Origin of the sequence: Actinomyces gerencseriae DSM 6844 (genome assembly GCF_000429265.1) — a bacterium.
In the GTDB taxonomy this organism is placed as follows: Bacteria; Actinomycetota; Actinomycetes; order Actinomycetales; family Actinomycetaceae; genus Actinomyces; species Actinomyces gerencseriae.
Window position 1 is genome coordinate 256,233 of sequence record NZ_AUBN01000003.1, and the last position, 16,110, is coordinate 272,342.

12 protein-coding genes are annotated in these 16,110 nt (G+C 74.3%); 7 read left to right on the forward strand and 5 right to left on the reverse strand.

Annotated elements, in window-relative coordinates; genetic code table 11:
* Nucleotides 1–27 precede the first annotated feature (27 nt).
* Nucleotides 28–780 (forward strand): 4-hydroxy-tetrahydrodipicolinate reductase, encoded by a 753-nt coding sequence (dapB, locus tag G448_RS0101165; protein WP_026406475.1) that lies wholly within the window; start codon nt 28–30, stop codon nt 778–780.
* Nucleotides 781–903: 123 nt separating this feature from the next.
* Here dapB and G448_RS0101170 read toward each other — a convergent pair whose 3' ends face one another.
* Nucleotides 904–1,650, reverse strand: coding sequence for a GNAT family N-acetyltransferase (locus G448_RS0101170; protein ID WP_026406476.1), 747 nt, complete (start codon nt 1,648–1,650; stop codon nt 904–906).
* Nucleotides 1,651–1,713: 63 nt separating this feature from the next.
* Here G448_RS0101170 and G448_RS0101175 point away from each other — a divergent pair, with 63 nt between their 5' ends.
* Both G448_RS0101175 and dapA read left to right on the forward strand, forming a co-directional pair.
* On the forward strand, nt 1,714–2,580 hold the full coding sequence (locus G448_RS0101175; protein WP_026406477.1) for an NAD(P)-dependent oxidoreductase: 867 nt from the start codon (nt 1,714–1,716) through the stop codon (nt 2,578–2,580).
* Nucleotides 2,581–2,740: 160 nt separating this feature from the next.
* Nucleotides 2,741–3,637, forward strand: a complete 897-nt coding sequence (gene dapA / locus G448_RS0101180) for a 4-hydroxy-tetrahydrodipicolinate synthase (protein ID WP_026406478.1) — start codon at nt 2,741–2,743, stop codon at nt 3,635–3,637.
* A 120-nt stretch (nt 3,638–3,757) separates the two neighbouring features.
* Here dapA and G448_RS0101185 read toward each other — a convergent pair whose 3' ends face one another.
* The 3 genes from G448_RS0101185 to G448_RS14640 form a co-directional block, all read right to left on the reverse strand.
* Complete coding sequence (locus G448_RS0101185) at nt 3,758–5,557, reverse strand: AMP-binding protein (protein ID WP_026406479.1); 1,800 nt, start codon at nt 5,555–5,557, stop codon at nt 3,758–3,760.
* Nucleotides 5,554–7,542, reverse strand: a complete 1,989-nt coding sequence (locus tag G448_RS0101190) for an AMP-binding protein (protein ID WP_026406480.1) — start codon at nt 7,540–7,542, stop codon at nt 5,554–5,556. Before G448_RS0101190 ends, G448_RS0101185 begins: the two co-directional genes overlap by 4 nt.
* A gap of 149 nt (nt 7,543–7,691) precedes the next feature.
* A complete protein-coding gene (locus G448_RS14640; protein ID WP_034493947.1) occupies nt 7,692–10,199 on the reverse strand; it encodes a HelD family protein in 2,508 nt (835 codons plus the stop codon).
* Between the two features lie 316 nt (nt 10,200–10,515).
* Between G448_RS14640 and G448_RS0101200 the strand changes: the two genes are divergently transcribed.
* Together G448_RS0101200 and G448_RS14645 are read left to right on the forward strand one after the other, a co-directional pair.
* Nucleotides 10,516–11,439 carry a proteasome assembly chaperone family protein gene (locus tag G448_RS0101200; protein WP_026406481.1) on the forward strand — a complete coding sequence of 308 codons (924 nt, stop codon included), beginning with the start codon at nt 10,516–10,518 and terminating at the stop codon, nt 11,437–11,439.
* A gap of 81 nt (nt 11,440–11,520) precedes the next feature.
* Nucleotides 11,521–12,837 (forward strand): MFS transporter, encoded by a 1,317-nt coding sequence (locus G448_RS14645; RefSeq protein ID WP_051268485.1) that lies wholly within the window; start codon nt 11,521–11,523, stop codon nt 12,835–12,837.
* Between the two features lie 71 nt (nt 12,838–12,908).
* Here the strand turns inward: G448_RS14645 and G448_RS0101210 are convergent, their stop codons facing one another.
* Nucleotides 12,909–13,703 carry a spermidine synthase gene (locus G448_RS0101210; protein ID WP_026406482.1) on the reverse strand — a complete coding sequence of 265 codons (795 nt, stop codon included), beginning with the start codon at nt 13,701–13,703 and terminating at the stop codon, nt 12,909–12,911.
* Between the two features lie 257 nt (nt 13,704–13,960).
* On the opposite strand from G448_RS0101210, the gene dinB reads away from it, so the two are divergent.
* Both dinB and G448_RS0101220 read left to right on the forward strand, forming a co-directional pair.
* Nucleotides 13,961–15,232 carry a DNA polymerase IV gene (dinB, locus tag G448_RS0101215; protein WP_026406483.1) on the forward strand — a complete coding sequence of 424 codons (1,272 nt, stop codon included), beginning with the start codon at nt 13,961–13,963 and terminating at the stop codon, nt 15,230–15,232.
* A gap of 202 nt (nt 15,233–15,434) precedes the next feature.
* On the forward strand, nt 15,435–15,803 hold the full coding sequence (locus G448_RS0101220; protein ID WP_026406484.1) for a DUF3040 domain-containing protein: 369 nt from the start codon (nt 15,435–15,437) through the stop codon (nt 15,801–15,803).
* Nucleotides 15,804–16,110: the final 307 nt, after the last annotated feature.

A 16,110-nucleotide genomic window follows, 5' to 3' on the forward strand; every position in this document is an offset into this window, starting at 1 on the left:
GGACGGGCGAGTCGCTAGGGTGGGGCCATGACGATTCGCGTAGCTGTTGTGGGCGCCGCCGGGCGCATGGGATCGACCGTCTGCCAGGCGGTCCAGGAGGCCGAGGACCTCGAGCTCGTGGCCCGCCTGGACGTGGGGGGCGCCCTCGACGTCGAGCACCTGAACGGGGCAGACGTCGCCGTGGACTTCACCGTCCCCAGCGTCACCGAGGCCAATGTCCACGCCCTCCTCGACGCCGGGGTGGACGTCGTCGTGGGCACCACCGGCTGGAACGAGGAGTCCTACGGGCGCGTCCGCGAGCACCTGGCCCGGCCCGAGGCCGCAGGCCGCAGTGTCCTCATCGCCCCGAACTTCGCCCTGTCCGCCGTGCTGGCCATGAGCTTTGCCGCGAAGGCGGCCCCCTACTTCGAGTCCGCCGAGGTCATCGAGCTCCACCACCCGAACAAGGTCGACGCCCCCTCGGGCACTGCGGTCGCCACCGCCCAGGGCATCGCCGCCGCCCGTGCCGGGGCGGGCCTGGGCGCCGTGCCGGACGCCACCCAGACCGACCCCGACGGTGCCCGCGGGGCCGTCGTCGACGGCGTCCACGTCCACGCCGTGCGCCTGCGGGGGCTCACCGCCCACGAGGAGGTCGTGCTCGGCAACCCCGGCGAGCAGCTGACCATCCGCACCGACTCCTTCGACCGCGCCAGCTTCATGCCCGGCGTCCTCCTCGCCGTTCGTCGGGTCGGCGGGCGCCCGGGACTCACGGTGGGCCTGGACCGGCTCCTCGGCGTCTGAACCTCCGAAGCGCCGGTCCGCCCGGGTCGCGGCGCGCCGCCCGGCCGGCCGTTCCGCCTCGCCCCTGCCGAGGGCGGGCGGGGCGCGAGGCGCCGCCGGATCGCTGATGGGCCGTCGGAGCCGTCAGAGACGTGCCGCCCAGCAGTCCTCGGTCACGCCGCCTCCGACCGGCAGCGCGCGGTGGGAGCCGGTCGGCTCCAAGCCCGCCCCGGTGAGCAGCCGCGCCAGCGACTCGTCGCCACGCACGACCCACATCGTGAGCACCGTGGCGCCGTCCCGCCTGGCGAGGTCCGCGGCCGCTGCGAGCAGCCGGGAGCCGTGACCGCGGCGCTGATGGGCGGGGGCGACGCCGAGGGCCGTGATCTCGGCCGCCGGCTCGGACGCCCGGAGGCGCTCGGCCTCGGTGGCACCGATGTCGTCGACGGTGCCGGAGACGTCGACGGCCGTTGTGAGCTCGGTGGGAGCGACCCCCGCCAGCCCGACGACGGCGCCGTCCCGGGCCGCGACGAGGACGTGGTGGGCCCGACTGGGAGGGGCGGTGATCGCGGGCTCCCACCCGGCGGCGACCACCGGGGCTGAGACCATGGCGCGCACGTCCTCGGGAAGCGGTCCCTCGTGCCCGGTGGCCAGGGAGGCGAGCATGGTCGCCGCGTGGACCTCGCCCATGGCGGGCAGGTCGGTCTCCACGGCCGCGCGCACGATGCCGCTCTCCTCCATCGGGTGCGAGCGGGGCCCGGATGCGTTCCGGTCGTCGGGAGCGCTCTCGTCGCCCGGGCCGGAGGGGGCGCACGACCCGCCTCGCTCCTCCCGCGCGCGGGCCGGCAGGCCGGAGGAGGGGTCGGCGTCGAAGACGGAGGCGGAGGGCGTCATGCCCGCGAGCCTATCGGTGGCCGGAAGGGCTCGATAGGCTCGCGGGCGGAAAGGGGCATCAGGATGATTCGCACGATCGCATGCATCGGCGTGGGCCGCATGGGCGGCGGCATCGCCAGGAACCTGGCGCGCAGCGGCAGGTTCGAGGTGCGGGTGGGCAACCGGAGCCGGGGCGCCCTCGCCGCCTGCGTCGAGGCGGGGGCGGTGGCGCCGACCGGGATGGAGGACCTGCTGGCCGGGGCGGATCTGGTCATCACCTGTCTGCCGCTGCCGGAGACGGTCCTCGACGTGCATGAGGCCAGGAGGGGACTCTCGCCCGCCGGCTCCATCTGGATGGACACCTCCACGGTCGATCCGGCGACCGCCAGACGACTGGCCGACGGCGCGGCGTCCCAGGGGCGGCGCTTCGTGGCCTGCCCGCTGGGCAAGGGGCCGGCCCAGGCGGAGGCCGGGACCCTGCCGCTCTTCGTGGGCGGGGACGAGGAGGCCGTCGCCGCCCTGGGTGAGGTCTTCGACTGCATCGGCGAGTCCGTCCACCACCTGGGCACGGTCGAGGCCGCCGCCTCGTTCAAGATCGTCTCCAACCTCATCGGGATGACCAATCTGGCGGTTCTCGCCGAGGGGTACGAGCTGTGCCGCTCCTGCGGCGTCGACGACGAGGCCTTCGAGGCCTCCCTGCGGGACACGGGCGGCTGGTCGTACCAGGCCGAGGTGCGGCTGCCGTGGATGACGGCCGGTGACTTCGAGAACCGCTTCGGGATCGACCTCGCCCTCAAGGACCTCCGGCTGGCCGTCGACATGGCCGCCCGCCGCGGGATCCCCGCGCCGGTGGGCGCCGCCGGGCTCATGCAGCTGGCGAGCGCGCACGCGCTCGGCCACGGCGGCGAGGACGCGAGCGCCGTCTACAGGGCGGTGGCGCCGGAGGCGTGACGCCCTCCGGGCTCCGGGGTCGTCCGGGATCGCCGGAGGGGCGGTCGGGGCGCCCCGTTCCCCGTCCGGCCGCGCTCCGGCGTGCTCCGCTTCCGAACATCTTCCGAATACCATGGCGAGACGACCGGTGCCAGGATCGCGGCCCCGTTACACTGCCGGTATGAGCGCTCTTCCGACTCGTCCCTTCGGCTCCGTCGGCGTCGCCATGGTCACGCCCTTCACTCCTCGGGGGGAGATCGACGTCGAGGCCGCCCAGAGCCTCGCCGTCACCCTCGTCGAGGACGGCGCGGACATGATCCTGCTTGCCGGCACCACGGGTGAGGCCCCCACCACTCACCTGCCCGAGAAGCAGACGCTGCTGCGCGAGGTGGGGGACGCGCTCGCGGGCCGCGCCATGCTGGTGGCCGGCGCGGGCTCGAACGACACCGCCCATGCGGTGCGCATCGGCGTGGGCAGCCAGGAGGCCGGCGCCCAGGGGCTGCTCATCAACGCCCCCTACTACAACCGCCCCAGTGCGGAGGGCGTCTACCGTCACATCATGGCGATCGTCGAGGCCACCGACCTGCCCGTCATGATCTACGACATCCCCGGACGCACGGGCGTGAGGATCACCGATGAGACCCTGGCCCGGCTGGCCGAGCACGAGCGGGTCCTGGCGGTCAAGGACGCCACCGGCGACGTCGAGCAGGGCTTCCGGCGCATGGAGGCCACCGGCCTGGCCCACTACTCGGGCGACGACGGCCTCAACTTCGCCTGGCTGGCCCACGGCGCCTCGGGCGTGGTCTCGGTCGTCGCGCACGCCGACGCCCACTCCTGGCGCGAGATGATCACGGAGGTCGACGCCGGGGACCTCGCCGGGGCGCGAGCGGTCGCCCGGCGCATCCGTCCTCTGGTGCAGGCGATCATGGGCGGGGGTCAGGGCGCGGTCATGGCCAAGGAGGCCCTGCTGCTCCAGGATCGCATCCCCAGCGCCGCCGTGCGCCTGCCGCTGGTGCGCGCCGAGGCCGACGACGTCGCCGCGCTGCGGAGCGTGCTGGACGACTGCGGTCTTCTCTGAGGCCGCTGCGACTGCTCGACGCCAACGTCCTCGCCGCGCCGTCCCCGCCCACTCATCCTCGTCCCGCGCTCACCACGAGGTGATGACCTGGATGCCCCTCGGCGCGTACGGGGCGGCGGCTCAGCGCCCTGCCAGCTGCTCGCGCACGACGCGCCGCAGCACCTTGCCGATCGCGCTGCGCGGCATCTCGTCGAGGACCTCCAGGCGGCGGGGCAGCGCGTAGTGGGGGAGGACCCGCTCGGCGTGGGCGCGCACCGACTCCAGTGTGACGGCGTCCGCCGGCGCGTCGGCGTCCAGGACGACGGCGGCGCACACGAGCTCGCCACTGGCCCCGTCGTCCAGCCCGACCACGGCGACGTCGGCTACCGAGTCCATGTCCCGGATGGCCTCCTCCACCTGGGAGGGGTAGACGTTGAAACCTCCGGTCAGAATGAGCTCGCGCCTGCGATCGGCCATCCACAGGAACGAGTCCTCGCGGCGCGCCATGTCCCCGGTGCGCAGCCATCCGCCGTCGAGGAGCGCGGCCGCCGTGGCCTGCGGGTCGTCCCAGTACCCGGCGAAGACCTGCGGCCCGCGCACGAGGACCTCGCCCGGCTCGCCGTCGGGGACCTCCCGCCGCGGGTCCGGGTCGTCCGGGTCCACCAGGCGCACGTCCGTGGAGGGGAAGGGCAGCCCCAGCGCGCCCAGGCGCCGACTCGGCCCCATGGGCGTGCCCGCGATGATCGGGCTCGCCTCGGTCATGCCGTAGCCATCGACGATGAACCCGCCCGTGGCCTCCTCCCACTCGGCACCCACCGCGGCCGGCATGGGGGCGCCACCGCACACGCCGTAGCGCATCGACCTCAGGGAGGCGCCTCTCTCGCGCGCACCACGCAGGAGCCGCTCGAACATGACCGGGACCCCCACGAAGAAGGTGAGAGGACGTCGCCGATGGGCGTCGAGCACCTGGCCGACGGAGAACCGCGGCAGGACCACCTGCGTCGCCGCCTTCTGCACCGCGCAGAACAGGTTGAGGGTCAGCCCGAAGGCGTGGAAGAAGGGCAGCAGCGCCAGGAAGGTCTCCGCGCCCTCGTGGAGCAGATGCATCCAGGCGATGGCCTGGTTGGCGTTGGCCCGCAGGTTCGTGTGCGTGAGCATGGCGGCCTTGGGCGCGCCGGTGGTGCCGCCGGTGTGCAGCAGCACGGCGAGATCGTCCCCGCCCGGGCGGGGCCACGACGCGGGCAGTCGAGGGGCGCCCGCGACCTCCCTGTCCCAGGAGCGCACCCCGGCGGGGAGGCGACGGGCCTTCATCGACGAGCGCGTTCGGCGGGCGCGGGCCACCGGCAGGCGCAGGGCGGCGCGCAGTCGGGCGGGCATCGCCGCGGACAGGTCCACCGAGAACACCGTGCGCCCGGCCAGTGGGTCCACCGCGGAATCCGGTCCGCCGGCGGCCGTCGAGGCCGGGTCCAGGACCAGCTCGACGCCCTTCTCCCAGGCGATGACCACGCGCGCTCCATGGCGGTCGAGCTGGTCGCGCACCTCGTGCGCGGGCGCCAGCGGGTTGTGCTCGGCGACGACCGCTCCGAGCCGCAGCGCCCCGTAGACGGCGATCACGTGCTGCGGGCAGTTGGGCATGAGCATGGACACCCTGTCGCCCGCCACGACCCCCGCCTCCCGCAGCAGCTGGGCGGCGCGCTCGGAGGCCTCGAGCAGCTCGGCGTAGGTCAGCGTCGCCCCGAAGAAGTCCAGGGCGCAGCGCTCGCCGTAGAACCGCGCGGTGGTCTCCAGCAACTCGCTCAGCGGTGCGTCGGGCGCATCGATGACGGCGGGCACCCCGGGGGCGTAGTGCGGACGCCGGTAGAGGGCCGCGTCCCCGGCGTCCCCGGCCCCGTTCGCGCGAGCGTTATCCTCCGGCCTCGAGTCGCCGCTGCGAGGGGTCATCCGTCGTCGCCGGTCCTCCCGGACCCCTCGCGGTCCCCGGACGACTCCGGGGACGGCATCGCGGGGGAGGCGGGCGCCGATGGGGACTCCGACTGGTCGCCGCGTCTCGTGCCCGCGCGGGCGCCCGCCTCCCCGAGGCGCTCGGCGATGGCGCCGGCCGCGCTGACCGCGCTGGCCGATGCGGAGGCGGCTGCACTGGCCGCCCCCGAGGCGACCTCGCGGGCCGCCAGGAGCTCTTCGCGCACCACTCTGCGCAGCACCTTGCCGATCTGGGAGCGCGGCATCTCGGTCAGGATGGCGATCTGCCGGGGCAGGGCGTAGTGCGACAGGGTCTTCTCCGCCCACTCGCGCACCTGCTCCAGGGTGACGGTCTGTCCCTCCTTGGGCAGGATGGCGGCCACCACCGACTCGTTCCCGCTCTCGGCGGGCAGTCCGACGACGGCGACGTCCTCGACCTGCGGCATGGAGCGCACGGCCGCCTCGACCTCGGTGGGGTAGATGTTGAACCCGCCGGAGATGATGAGCTCCTTGCGACGATCGGCGATGACGTAGAAACCGTCCTCCTCCTGACGCACCAGGTCTCCGGTGCGCAGCCACCCGCCGGGCAGCATGACGGCCTCGGTCTCCTCGGGGTTCTCCCAGTAGCCGACGAAGACCTGAGGGCCGCGGACGACGAGCTCGCCGACCTGACCGGGGGCGATCTCCTGCTCGGGATCCTCGGGATCGATGACGCGCACGTCGGTCGATGGGTAGGGCACCCCCAGGGAGCCGGCGCGGCGCTCGGGGGAGATGGGGTTGCCCAGGATGATGGGGGAGGTCTCCGTCATGCCGTAGCCCTCGATGATGATCCCGCCCGTGGCCCGCTCCCAGGCCTCGGCGACCGCTCTGGGGTTGGGGGCGGCGCCGCACACGGCGATCTTGCAGCTCGACAGGTCGGCCCCCGTCGCTCCGGCGCGCGCGACGATGCGGTCGAACATGACGGGCACGCCCGGGAAGAACGTCGCAGGGCGCCTCTTCCAGGCGGTCAGGACCATGTCCGCGCTGAACTTGGGCAGCACCACCTGGGTGGCCGCCAGGCCCACGGCGCACAGGAGCGACAGGCTCAGCCCGAAGGCGTGGAAGAAGGGCAGGACGGCGTAGAAGGTCTCCTCGCCGGCCTCGCAGGTCTGAGAGGCCCACGCCAGTGACATCTCGGCGTTCGATCGGGCATTTGCGTGCGTGAGCGCCACGGCCTTGGGCGTGCCGGTGGTGCCGCCGGTGTAGAGCAGAACGGCGACCGCGTCGACGTCCGGCAGCGGGTGGCCGTCGGGCAGCGGCGCCGTGACCGCCGCCAGGTCGTCCCAGGACGCCACCCCGGCCGGGACCCTGCCTCGCAGCTCGCTGCGCTGGGACCTGGCCGCGGCCACGGGCAGCCTCAGGGCCAGCCGGCTGGTCCACGGCAGCCCGCGAGACAGATCGACCGCCAGGACCCTCCGCCCGGCCATGCCGGCCTCCTCGAGCGAGCCGGCGGCCTGGACCAGACGGGTCAGCGACTTCTCCCAGGCGATGACGACGCGCCCGCGGTGGAGCTCGATCTGCTCGCGGATCTGCGCGGCCGGCGCCAGCGGGTTGTGCTCGGCGACGATGGCGCCTATGCGCCAGGCGGCGTAGGCGATGACGACGTGCTGCGGGCAGTTGGGCAGGATGACGCCGATCACGTCTCCGCGACCCACGCCCAGGCGCCTGAGGGTCCCGGCGGCGCGGGCCACCTGATCGCTGAGTCGACGGTAGGTGGTGGCCCGCCCGAGGAAGTCCAGCGCGACCCGGTCCGGGAAACGACGGGCGGCGTCGTCGAGCATGCGGGAGAGCGGCTCGTCGACCGGGGCGATGACACCGGGCACGCCGGGGGCGTAGTGGGGGCGCAGATAGTGCGCTGAGGCGTCAACGGCGTCGGCGGCACCGGCGGACCGGGGCTCGGGCGCGGAAACTGCGGCGGACCTGCTCACGGTGTCCCCTTCCTCGAGGATGCTCCGGCTGCGGCCGGGGCTCGATGGTGCGACCGTACGCAACCGTAACCTACGGTTGCGTAGGTCCGCAGGCGAGTGCGGCGGCGGCGCCTGTGGCATCCCGCTCACGTCGGGGGTTCTCGGGGCGCTCAAGGACGCCGCAGTCCCTCGGGCAGGGGCGCGCGGGACACCACCCGCAGCCGGCGAGTGGGACGCGTCATGGACACGTACAGATCCCCGGCACTGATCTCGCCCACGACGGCGGGATCCACCAGCACGACGACGTCGAACTCCAGCCCCTTGCTCAGCCGCGGCGCCATCACCGCCAGGCGGCTGCGCAGCACGTCTCCGCCGGGGGCCTCCAGCGCCTGCGCCAGCACCGGGTCGTCCCGCAGGATCTCGACGTCCCGACCCGGATGCGGGGTGATGACGGCGATCCGCCCTCCGTCGGCGCCGACGCTCCGGTCCAGGGCGGCGGATTCCTCGTGCACCGCTGCGCGCAGCGCGCGCGCCCAGGCCTCCTCAGCGCTCTCGGCGGCCTCAGCGTCCTCGGTGCCCCTGTCCCGCGCGCTCGCGGCCCCGAGGGGGCCGACCGGACCGGAGGAACCCGGCAGGACGTCGATCACCAGGCAGTCCTCCAGGTCGCGCACCGAGCTGACCGGGAAGACCAGCGGCTGCCCCAGGGCCGTCGCCACGTCCTCCGCCGCGGCCATGATGGTGGCCGGGGTGCGATAGCACACCGTCAGCGCCTCCTGACGCAGGGGCGTCGAGGCGGTCCTCCCGCGGCCCCGGCCGCCCTCCCGTGCTCGCGTCCCCAGGGCGGCCAGCACGTCCTCCCATGAGCGCGGGGCGCTCGGCCCCGAGTACTGCGCCAGGTCGCCGACCACCGTGAAGGACCGCACCGGGCACCGCCTCGCCAGGGCGCGCCATGCCATGGCGCCGAGCTCCTGGGCCTCATCGACCACGACGTGCCCGTAGGTCCACGTCCGGTCTGCTCGCGCGCGCTCCGCCAGGGTCAGTGAGGGGCCGGCGTCCTCCACGCGATCCGCCAGCATCTCGGCATCGACCATGCCCGAGCCCAGGTCCTGGGCCTCGATCGCCCGCGCCGCGTAGGAGACGAGCTCCTCGCGGCGCCGCGCCTCCAGGCGCGCTCGGCGGGCCTGGGCGTCCTGGCTGGGCCCCAGCAGCTCGGCCAGCTCGTCGATCAGCGGGACATCGGCCGGCGTCGGCTCGGCGCCCGCGGCGCGCTCGACCAGCGCCCGGTCCGCGGCGTCGAGCTCGGGCGCCAGACGCTCCAGCAGCGCCGGGCGCGCCCACAGCCGCTCCAGGAGCCCGACGGGCGTCGTGGGCATCCAGCACAGGTTGATCTCCCGACGGGCGTCGCGGGAGGTGCGGATGTCCTCGCGGATCCAGGCCCGCGTGTCGGCGTCCGAGGCGTCCTGGTGGGTGGCCGAGGCGAACTGGTCGGTCAGGCGCTCCAGCAGCCATAGCACGAATGTCTCGCGCGCGAGGTTGTGGGGCCTGTCCGACCGTCGGGCCCGACTGATCGCCTCGCGCACGTCCGCGGGGCGCAGCTCCAGGCGCGTCCCCTCCACCGTGATCGGGCGCGGCGAGTCGGGCGCGCGCTGGAGGTCGCGCACCGCCCGGCGCAGGATCGTGGCCCACACCGGTCGGGACTTCACCTCGGCCGTCTCGGCCGACTCCGCACCGCGGGCGCGCACACCGGGCACCAGGTCCGCCAGCGTGGTGGAGACCACGCCGGTCTCGCCCAGCGAGGGCAGCACCTGCTCCACATAGCGGAGGAAGGTGCGCGAGGGCCCCACCAGGAGCACGCCCGAGCGCTCCAGGCGCGCGCGCTCGGAGTAGAAGAGGTAGGCGACCCGGTGCAGCGCCACAGCCGTCTTGCCCGTGCCGGGCCCGCCCTGGACGACGAGCACTCCCGTGCCGTCGGAGGTGACGATCCGATCCTGCTCGGCCTGGATCGTCGCCACGATGTCGTTCATGCGCCCGTCGCGGGCCGCGCTCATGGCCGCGATGAGAGCGCCCTCGCCCTGCAGGCCCGCGGCTGCCGGGCGCCCGCCCTCCTCCGGTGCCCCCGGCGCCGCCTCCAGGTCGTCGAGGCCGCCGACGTCGACGAGCTCGTCCTCGACGCCGAGGACCATGCGCCCGCGGGTCTCGATGTGCCGCCGGCGCACGAGGCCCATCGGATCCGAGGCGGTCGCCTGGTAGAAGGCCCGAGCCAACGGGGCCCGCCAGTCCAGGACCACCTCGCGGTGCTGGGCGTCCTGCAGCCCGGTGCGCCCCACGTAGTGCCGCCGGCCGGCGTCGGTGACCGGTCCGCCCGGGGCCCGGCCCTGCGCCGCGACCGCCCGAGGGCTCAGGTCCATCCGGCCGAACACGAGCCGGTCCTCGACCCCCTCCAGGGAGGAGATCAGGCCCGTGTAGTGCACGGCATAGGCGTCCCTCTCCCCGCGGGACTGGTGGGTGCCGGCCGCGCCGCGGGCCTCCGTGGCCGCCAGGGACCGCCTCGCCTCGGCCAGCTGGCGGTCGAGCTCGGAGTAGGCCAGATCGACGATCACCTGCTCGGAGGCGATCTCGCGCTCGCGAGGGGCCTCGGCGGCGGTGGAGGAGGGGCGCGTGCTGTGGGACTGAGTCACATGACCTCACTGGAAGCGGTGGGTGGATGCGGATGCGCTCGAGGCCGCCGAGCCGTCGGGCGCACCGTGTTTCGCAGGGGCTCCATTATTCTCCCGACCGATCGTGTTCGACGACGGTCGACGACGGAGACCTCCAGGATGTGACACGATCGCCGTGTCGGATGTGGCGCAGGCCCCCGGAGCCGAGGGAACAGGCCGTCGGGACTCGGCGTTGCACCCGCTGACGGCGCGATCGCCCTCGGCGCGCACGCCGTGCGGCCGTCGCCCCGGATGGGACGAGACACGAGCAGCGCCTCGGGCGCGGGAGGAGGATGCAGTGGGACCGCTGTACACCGTTGAGCATCCGGCTGAGGACCCCGTGACCCCGCGTGTGCTCCTGCACCACTTCGACGGGGCCATGGACGCCGGGCACGCGGGCGCGCTCGCCATCGAGCAGCTTCTCATGACCCTGCCCCACGAGCGCCTGGCCACCTTCGACGTCGACACCCTCATCGACTACCGGGCGCGCCGCCCCGTCGTGACCTACGCCACTCACACCTATGAGAGCGTGATCATGCCCGAGCTCGTCCTGGACCTCCTCCAGGACGACGAGGGCGAGGATCTGCTCGTGCTCCACGGGGCCGAGCCCGATTTCCGCTGGAACGAGTTCGTCGGCGCGGTCACGCACCTGGCGGTCTCCATGGGCGTGTCCCGGGCCGTGGGCATGACCGGGCTGCCCCTGGCGACTCCGCACACCCGTCCCACCTATGTCCACCACCACGGCAACCGGCCCGAGCTGCTGCCCGAGCAGCCCGACTTCTTCGGCCGGGTGGAGGTCCCGGGCTCCATGAGCGCGTTCCTCGAGCTCCGACTCGGGCAGGCCGGACTCGACTCGCGCGGCCTGTCGGCCGGAATCCCCCACTACGTCGCCCGCGACGACTACCCGGCGGGGGCGGCGGCCCTGCTGGCCGCCGTCTCGGAGAGCACGGGTCTGGCCCTGCCGGTCGGTGACCTCGAGGCGGCCGCCAACATCAATCGCGCGGAGATCGACGCCGAGGCCGCCGGGCAGCCCGAGGTCGCCGCCGTCGTCAGCGCCCTGGAGGCCCAGTACGACGCAGTCGCCCCGGTGAGCAGCGCCGATCTCGCGCGGATCGTGGACGTCCCCTCGGCGGACGAGATCGGCGCCCGGCTCGAGGCCTTCCTCCAGGCCGCCGAGGCGGATCCGGGCGCATGGCACCTCGACGACCGCCGAGAGGACTGAGCCACGTCCTTCACCGCGTCGTTCGCCGACCGCGGCCGGGAACCGGGTGCTGAGTCGCATGCGCGCCGGGACGGCCGCGCCGTGAGCGCGCCCCGCCCACCGCGCCGGTCCTCTCCTCCCGCGCGCGGGAGGAGAGGCTCCGCGCCGTCTCTGGGCGGCGCCCGGGCCTGGCTCGTCCTCCTGGCGGCTGCCCTCGTCTACGTCATGGCGGTCGCCGCGCGCACCAGCTTCGCCGTGGCGGTTCCGCAGGCCGGGGAGCGCTTCGCCGGCCGGTCGGGCGTGCTCGCCGTCTTCGTCGTGCTCCAGCTCGCCGTCTACGCGGTGGCGCAGGTGCCCGTGGGACTCCTGCTGGATCGTTTCGGCCCGCGGCGGGTGCTGGTGGCCGGAGCCCTTCTCGTGGCGATCGGCCAGGGGCTGCTGGCCCTGGCGGGCTCCCTGCCCTGGGCCATCGGGGCGCGCGTCCTCGTGGGAGCCGGGGACGCCACCGCCTTCATCGGCGCCCTGCGACTGATACCGGCGTGGTTCCCCCTGGGGCGGGTGCCGATGATGAGCCAGATCGTCTCCGTGTTCGGCCAGTGCGGGCAGGTGGTCTCGGCCGTGCCCTTCGTCGCGGTGCTGCGCGCCGGCGGGTGGGAGAGGGCCTTCGCCGCGATGAGCGGCCTGGGCCTGGCCGTCGCCCTGATCGCCCTGGCCGTCATCCGCGACCCGACCCCCGGCGCCGTCGGCGGCTCGCGCCCGGGCGGCCGCGAGCCCGTCGGGGCGACGCTGGGGCGCGTCGCCCGCCAGCCGGGCACGTGGCTGGGCTTCTTCACCCATTGGATGGGTATGTTCCCGACGGCCGTGATCGTCCTCATGTGGGGCATGTCGTGGATGACCCAGGGCCTGAGGCTGCCGATTCCGGTGGCCTCGGCGCTCCTGACCGCCAGCACGGCGGCCGGCGTCGTCGGCTCACTGGTGGCCGGGGCGCTGTCCGGGCGGCTGCCCGCGCACCGCTCCGCCATCGCCGGTGCGACGGGCGTCGTGGCGCTGGCCGCGTGGTGCGCCGGACTGACCCTGCCGGCGGCCCTGCCGGCCGCGGCGACGGCCACGATCCTGCTGGGCTTCACGGCCCCCTTCAGCGGAATCGGCTTCGACTCGGCCCGATCCTTCAACGAGCCCGCCCGGTGGGGCACGTGCACGGGCGTGGTCAACATGGGCGGCTTCACGGCGACGATCCTGTCCGTGGAGCTGGTCGGCCTGGTGCTGGACGCCGTTGGCGGGGACCGCAGTGCCGCGGATTTCCGGCTGGCCTTCGCCGCGACGCTCGCGGTGTGGCTGGCCGGGATGACCGGCCTCGCCCTGGCGGGCGCCGCAGTGCGGCGCCGTCTGCGCGCGGGCGCGCTCACCGCTCGTTTCTGAGCCGATCGCCCCGCCCGGGGCCGGACGGGGCGATCGGCCGTCGGCCCGCCGCGGCCGCGCTCCGAGGGCCGTCAGGGCAGAGCCGGATCGCCGGCCCGCCAGGTGCGCACGGGCAGCGGCAGGCGGCGCACGGCTCGTTCGACGGCCTCGGCCTCCGAGGCCGTGAAGGGGGCGTCACGGGCGACGACCACGAGGTTGCCCCGCCGCCGGCCCCGGGCGACTGCGGCGTCGGCGACCACCATCACCGCATCGAACGCCTCCCGTGCGACGGCGAGCTCGTCCGCGGCCGCCCGGCGCGACCCGGCCGCCGGGCCATTCCCGCCGCCTGCGCCCGCCGGACGGGCCGAGTCGGCTGGGCCGGGCACATTGGCCAGGTAGAGTCCGCCCGGGGCCAGAGCGCGTCGGCAGGCGGTGACGAACTCGGGCGTGCGGCACGCGGCGGGCACCTCGCCGCCGTGGAACACGTCGCGCACGACGACGTCCCACTCGCCCGCGCGCAGGCCCGGCACCACCCGGGCCGCGTCCCCCACGCGAATGCGCAGCCGCGGTGCGCGCGGCAGATCGAACCACTCCCGCACCCGTTGAGCCAGGACGACGTCGGCCTCCACCGCGAGCTGGACCGAGCCGGGCCGCGCGACGTCCCAGGCCCGTGCCAGTGCGCACCCCGCCCCGCCCAGATGGACGGCCCGCACCGGCTCGTCCCCGCCGCGCAGCGCCGTGAGCGCCGCATCCATCTGCTGGAGGTACTCGAAGTCCAGGTGCGCGGGGTCGTGCGGATCGATCCACGACGACTCCGCGCCGTCCAGCAGGAGCAGGATCCCGCGGTCGCGCACCTGAAGCTCGGCGGTCGCCAGGGATGTGCGCACCGGTCCCGACGGCAGCCCTCGCAGGGAGGCGGTCCGCCCGCCCGCGCGGGCGCCTCTGCGCCCGGCGGATCCTCGGGCCCCCCGCGGTGGTGTCACAGGTCCACGGTATCGTGAACGCGTGTCCGTCCGACCGGATGGATTCGGCCGGGACGGCCCGGAGCCGGACCAGGGTCGGGCTGGAGCCGGACTGAGCCGACGACGGGCCGAACGCGTCACGAGCCGAGCGGACGGATGAGTGGACAGGGCAGGAGGCGATGATGAGTCGGTCACCTCGCGCAAGCGCCGCGCGCCGCTCCTGGGGCGACGACGACTCGGGCGCACCGATCCTCCACGTGGACATGGACGCCTTCTTCGCCTCGGTCGAGCTCCTCGAGCACCCCGAGCTCGTCGGGCGGCCCGTCATCGTGGGAGGCGCCTCGGGGCGCGGCGTCGTCTCAGCCGCCTCCTACGAGGCCCGCATCTACGGGGTGACCTCGGCCATGTCCATGGCCGAGGCGCACCGGCGCTGTCCCCAGGCGGTCGTCCTGCCGGTGCGCCATGGCCTGTACTCCCGGGTCTCGCGCCGGGTGATGGAGATCCTCGGGCGGGTCACACCGATGATGGAGAAGGTCAGCGTCGACGAGGCCTTCCTCGACGTCTCAGGAGCGCGCCGGCGCATGGGCCCCCCGGTCGCCATCGCCAGGTGGATCCGCGCCGAGGTCCGCGAACGCATCGGCGTGCCCGCCTCGGTGGGCGTCGCCGCCACCAAGTTCGTGGCCAAGCTCGCCTCCTCCCACGCCAAGCCCGACGGACTGCTCCTCGTGCCGGCCGACGCCACCCGGGATTTCCTCGACGTCCTTCCGGTGGGAGCGCTGTGGGGCGTGGGCGACAAGAGCGCCCGGGTCCTCCAGCGGTGGGGGATCCGCGACGTGCGAACCCTGGCCGCCACCGACGTGCGGCGCCTGGAGAAGATCCTCGGGACCGCCGCCGGCCGTCACCTGCACGACCTCTCCCACGGCATCGACCCCCGGCCCGTGACCCCGGAGCACGAGGAGAAGTCCGTAGGCACGGAGTCGACCTTCTTCGAGACCATCACCGACCGCGCGCACGCCCGGCGCGTCCTGCTCGATCAGACCCACCAGTGCGCCGCCCGCCTGCGCGCGGGAGACCTGCGCGGGCGCGTCGTCGTCCTCAAGGCGCGCGGCGCCGATTTCGTCACCGTCACCCGCTCGCGCACCCTGACCGCGCCGACCGACCTGGCGCGCGACCTGTTCGCGGTCGTCGAGAGGCTCTTCGACGCACTGCCCACGCCCGGGGGCGGATTCCGACTGCTGGGCGTGAGGGTCGAGGGCCTGGCCCGCGCCGACGACGGCGTCCAGCTCCTGCTCGACGACGATCCCCGGCGCGGGGCGCCCGAGCGCGCCGCGGACGCCGTGCGCCGCCGCTGGGGCGCCGGCGTCCTGGCCCCCGCCAGTCTCCTGGAGGCGCCCGGGGGCGCCTCGGCCCGGGCCTCCGAGTCGTCGCGCACGGGTCGGACCGGGCGCGCGTGAGACCATCCGGGAACCGGAGTGATCGGGGTGCGGCGGAGGGGACCGCTCGCGGAGCCCCGGACCCCGGGACTCATGGGCGGTACCGGTTTCCCAGATATGACGCTCACCGCCTATCCTGGCACCGTCCGGAACCGCGCCGGTGCGGGCCGATCGCCGCGGCACCCGTCACCGGAGCACGAGACTCGGGAAAGCGAGGTGCGCTGTGGCGTTGTCGGAGCGTGAGCAACAGGTGCTGCGCGATCTGGAGGAGCAGCTACACGTCGAGGACCCGTCGTTGGCTCATAGCATGGGCCGTGCGGAGGCGTCCCGGCGACGGGCCTCGCCGCGGCACGTGGGCGCGGGAGTCGCTCTGGTGCTCGTGGGGCTGGCCTTCGTGATTGGAGGCGTCGCGGTGGGCCACTCGCTGGTCTCCATCCTCCTGGGAGTGGCGGGCTTCGGAGTGGCGGTGTGGGGGGTGACCCTCATGCTCACCCGGGCCGAGTCCGTCGGCTCCCGCGGGACGTCCGCGGGCCCGTCCTTCATGGACCGCCAGTCCGAGCGCTGGGATCGGCGCCGCAGCAGTGAGAACTGACTGAGGACCGACCTCCTCCACTTCCCTCCACCCGAGCCGTTCGAGCCCCGTCGCCACCCCGGTGACGGGGTTTTTTCGTGCCGTTTCATGTTCTTCCGCACTCTCCGCCGCGCTCGTTACGACGGCTTTCGCGGCGGAGCGCCACGCCGGGGCGCGACCGCCGACTCGCTCTCCTCCACTTCTCTCCACCGCGGAAAACGGCGAGTTCATGCCCTTGGAGGTGGGAACGTGACGCGTATGCGACGCCTGGTGTGGGAGAAAAAGGAGGGAAGTGGAGTACTGTGGGGCGCACTGGACCGTCGAGGAG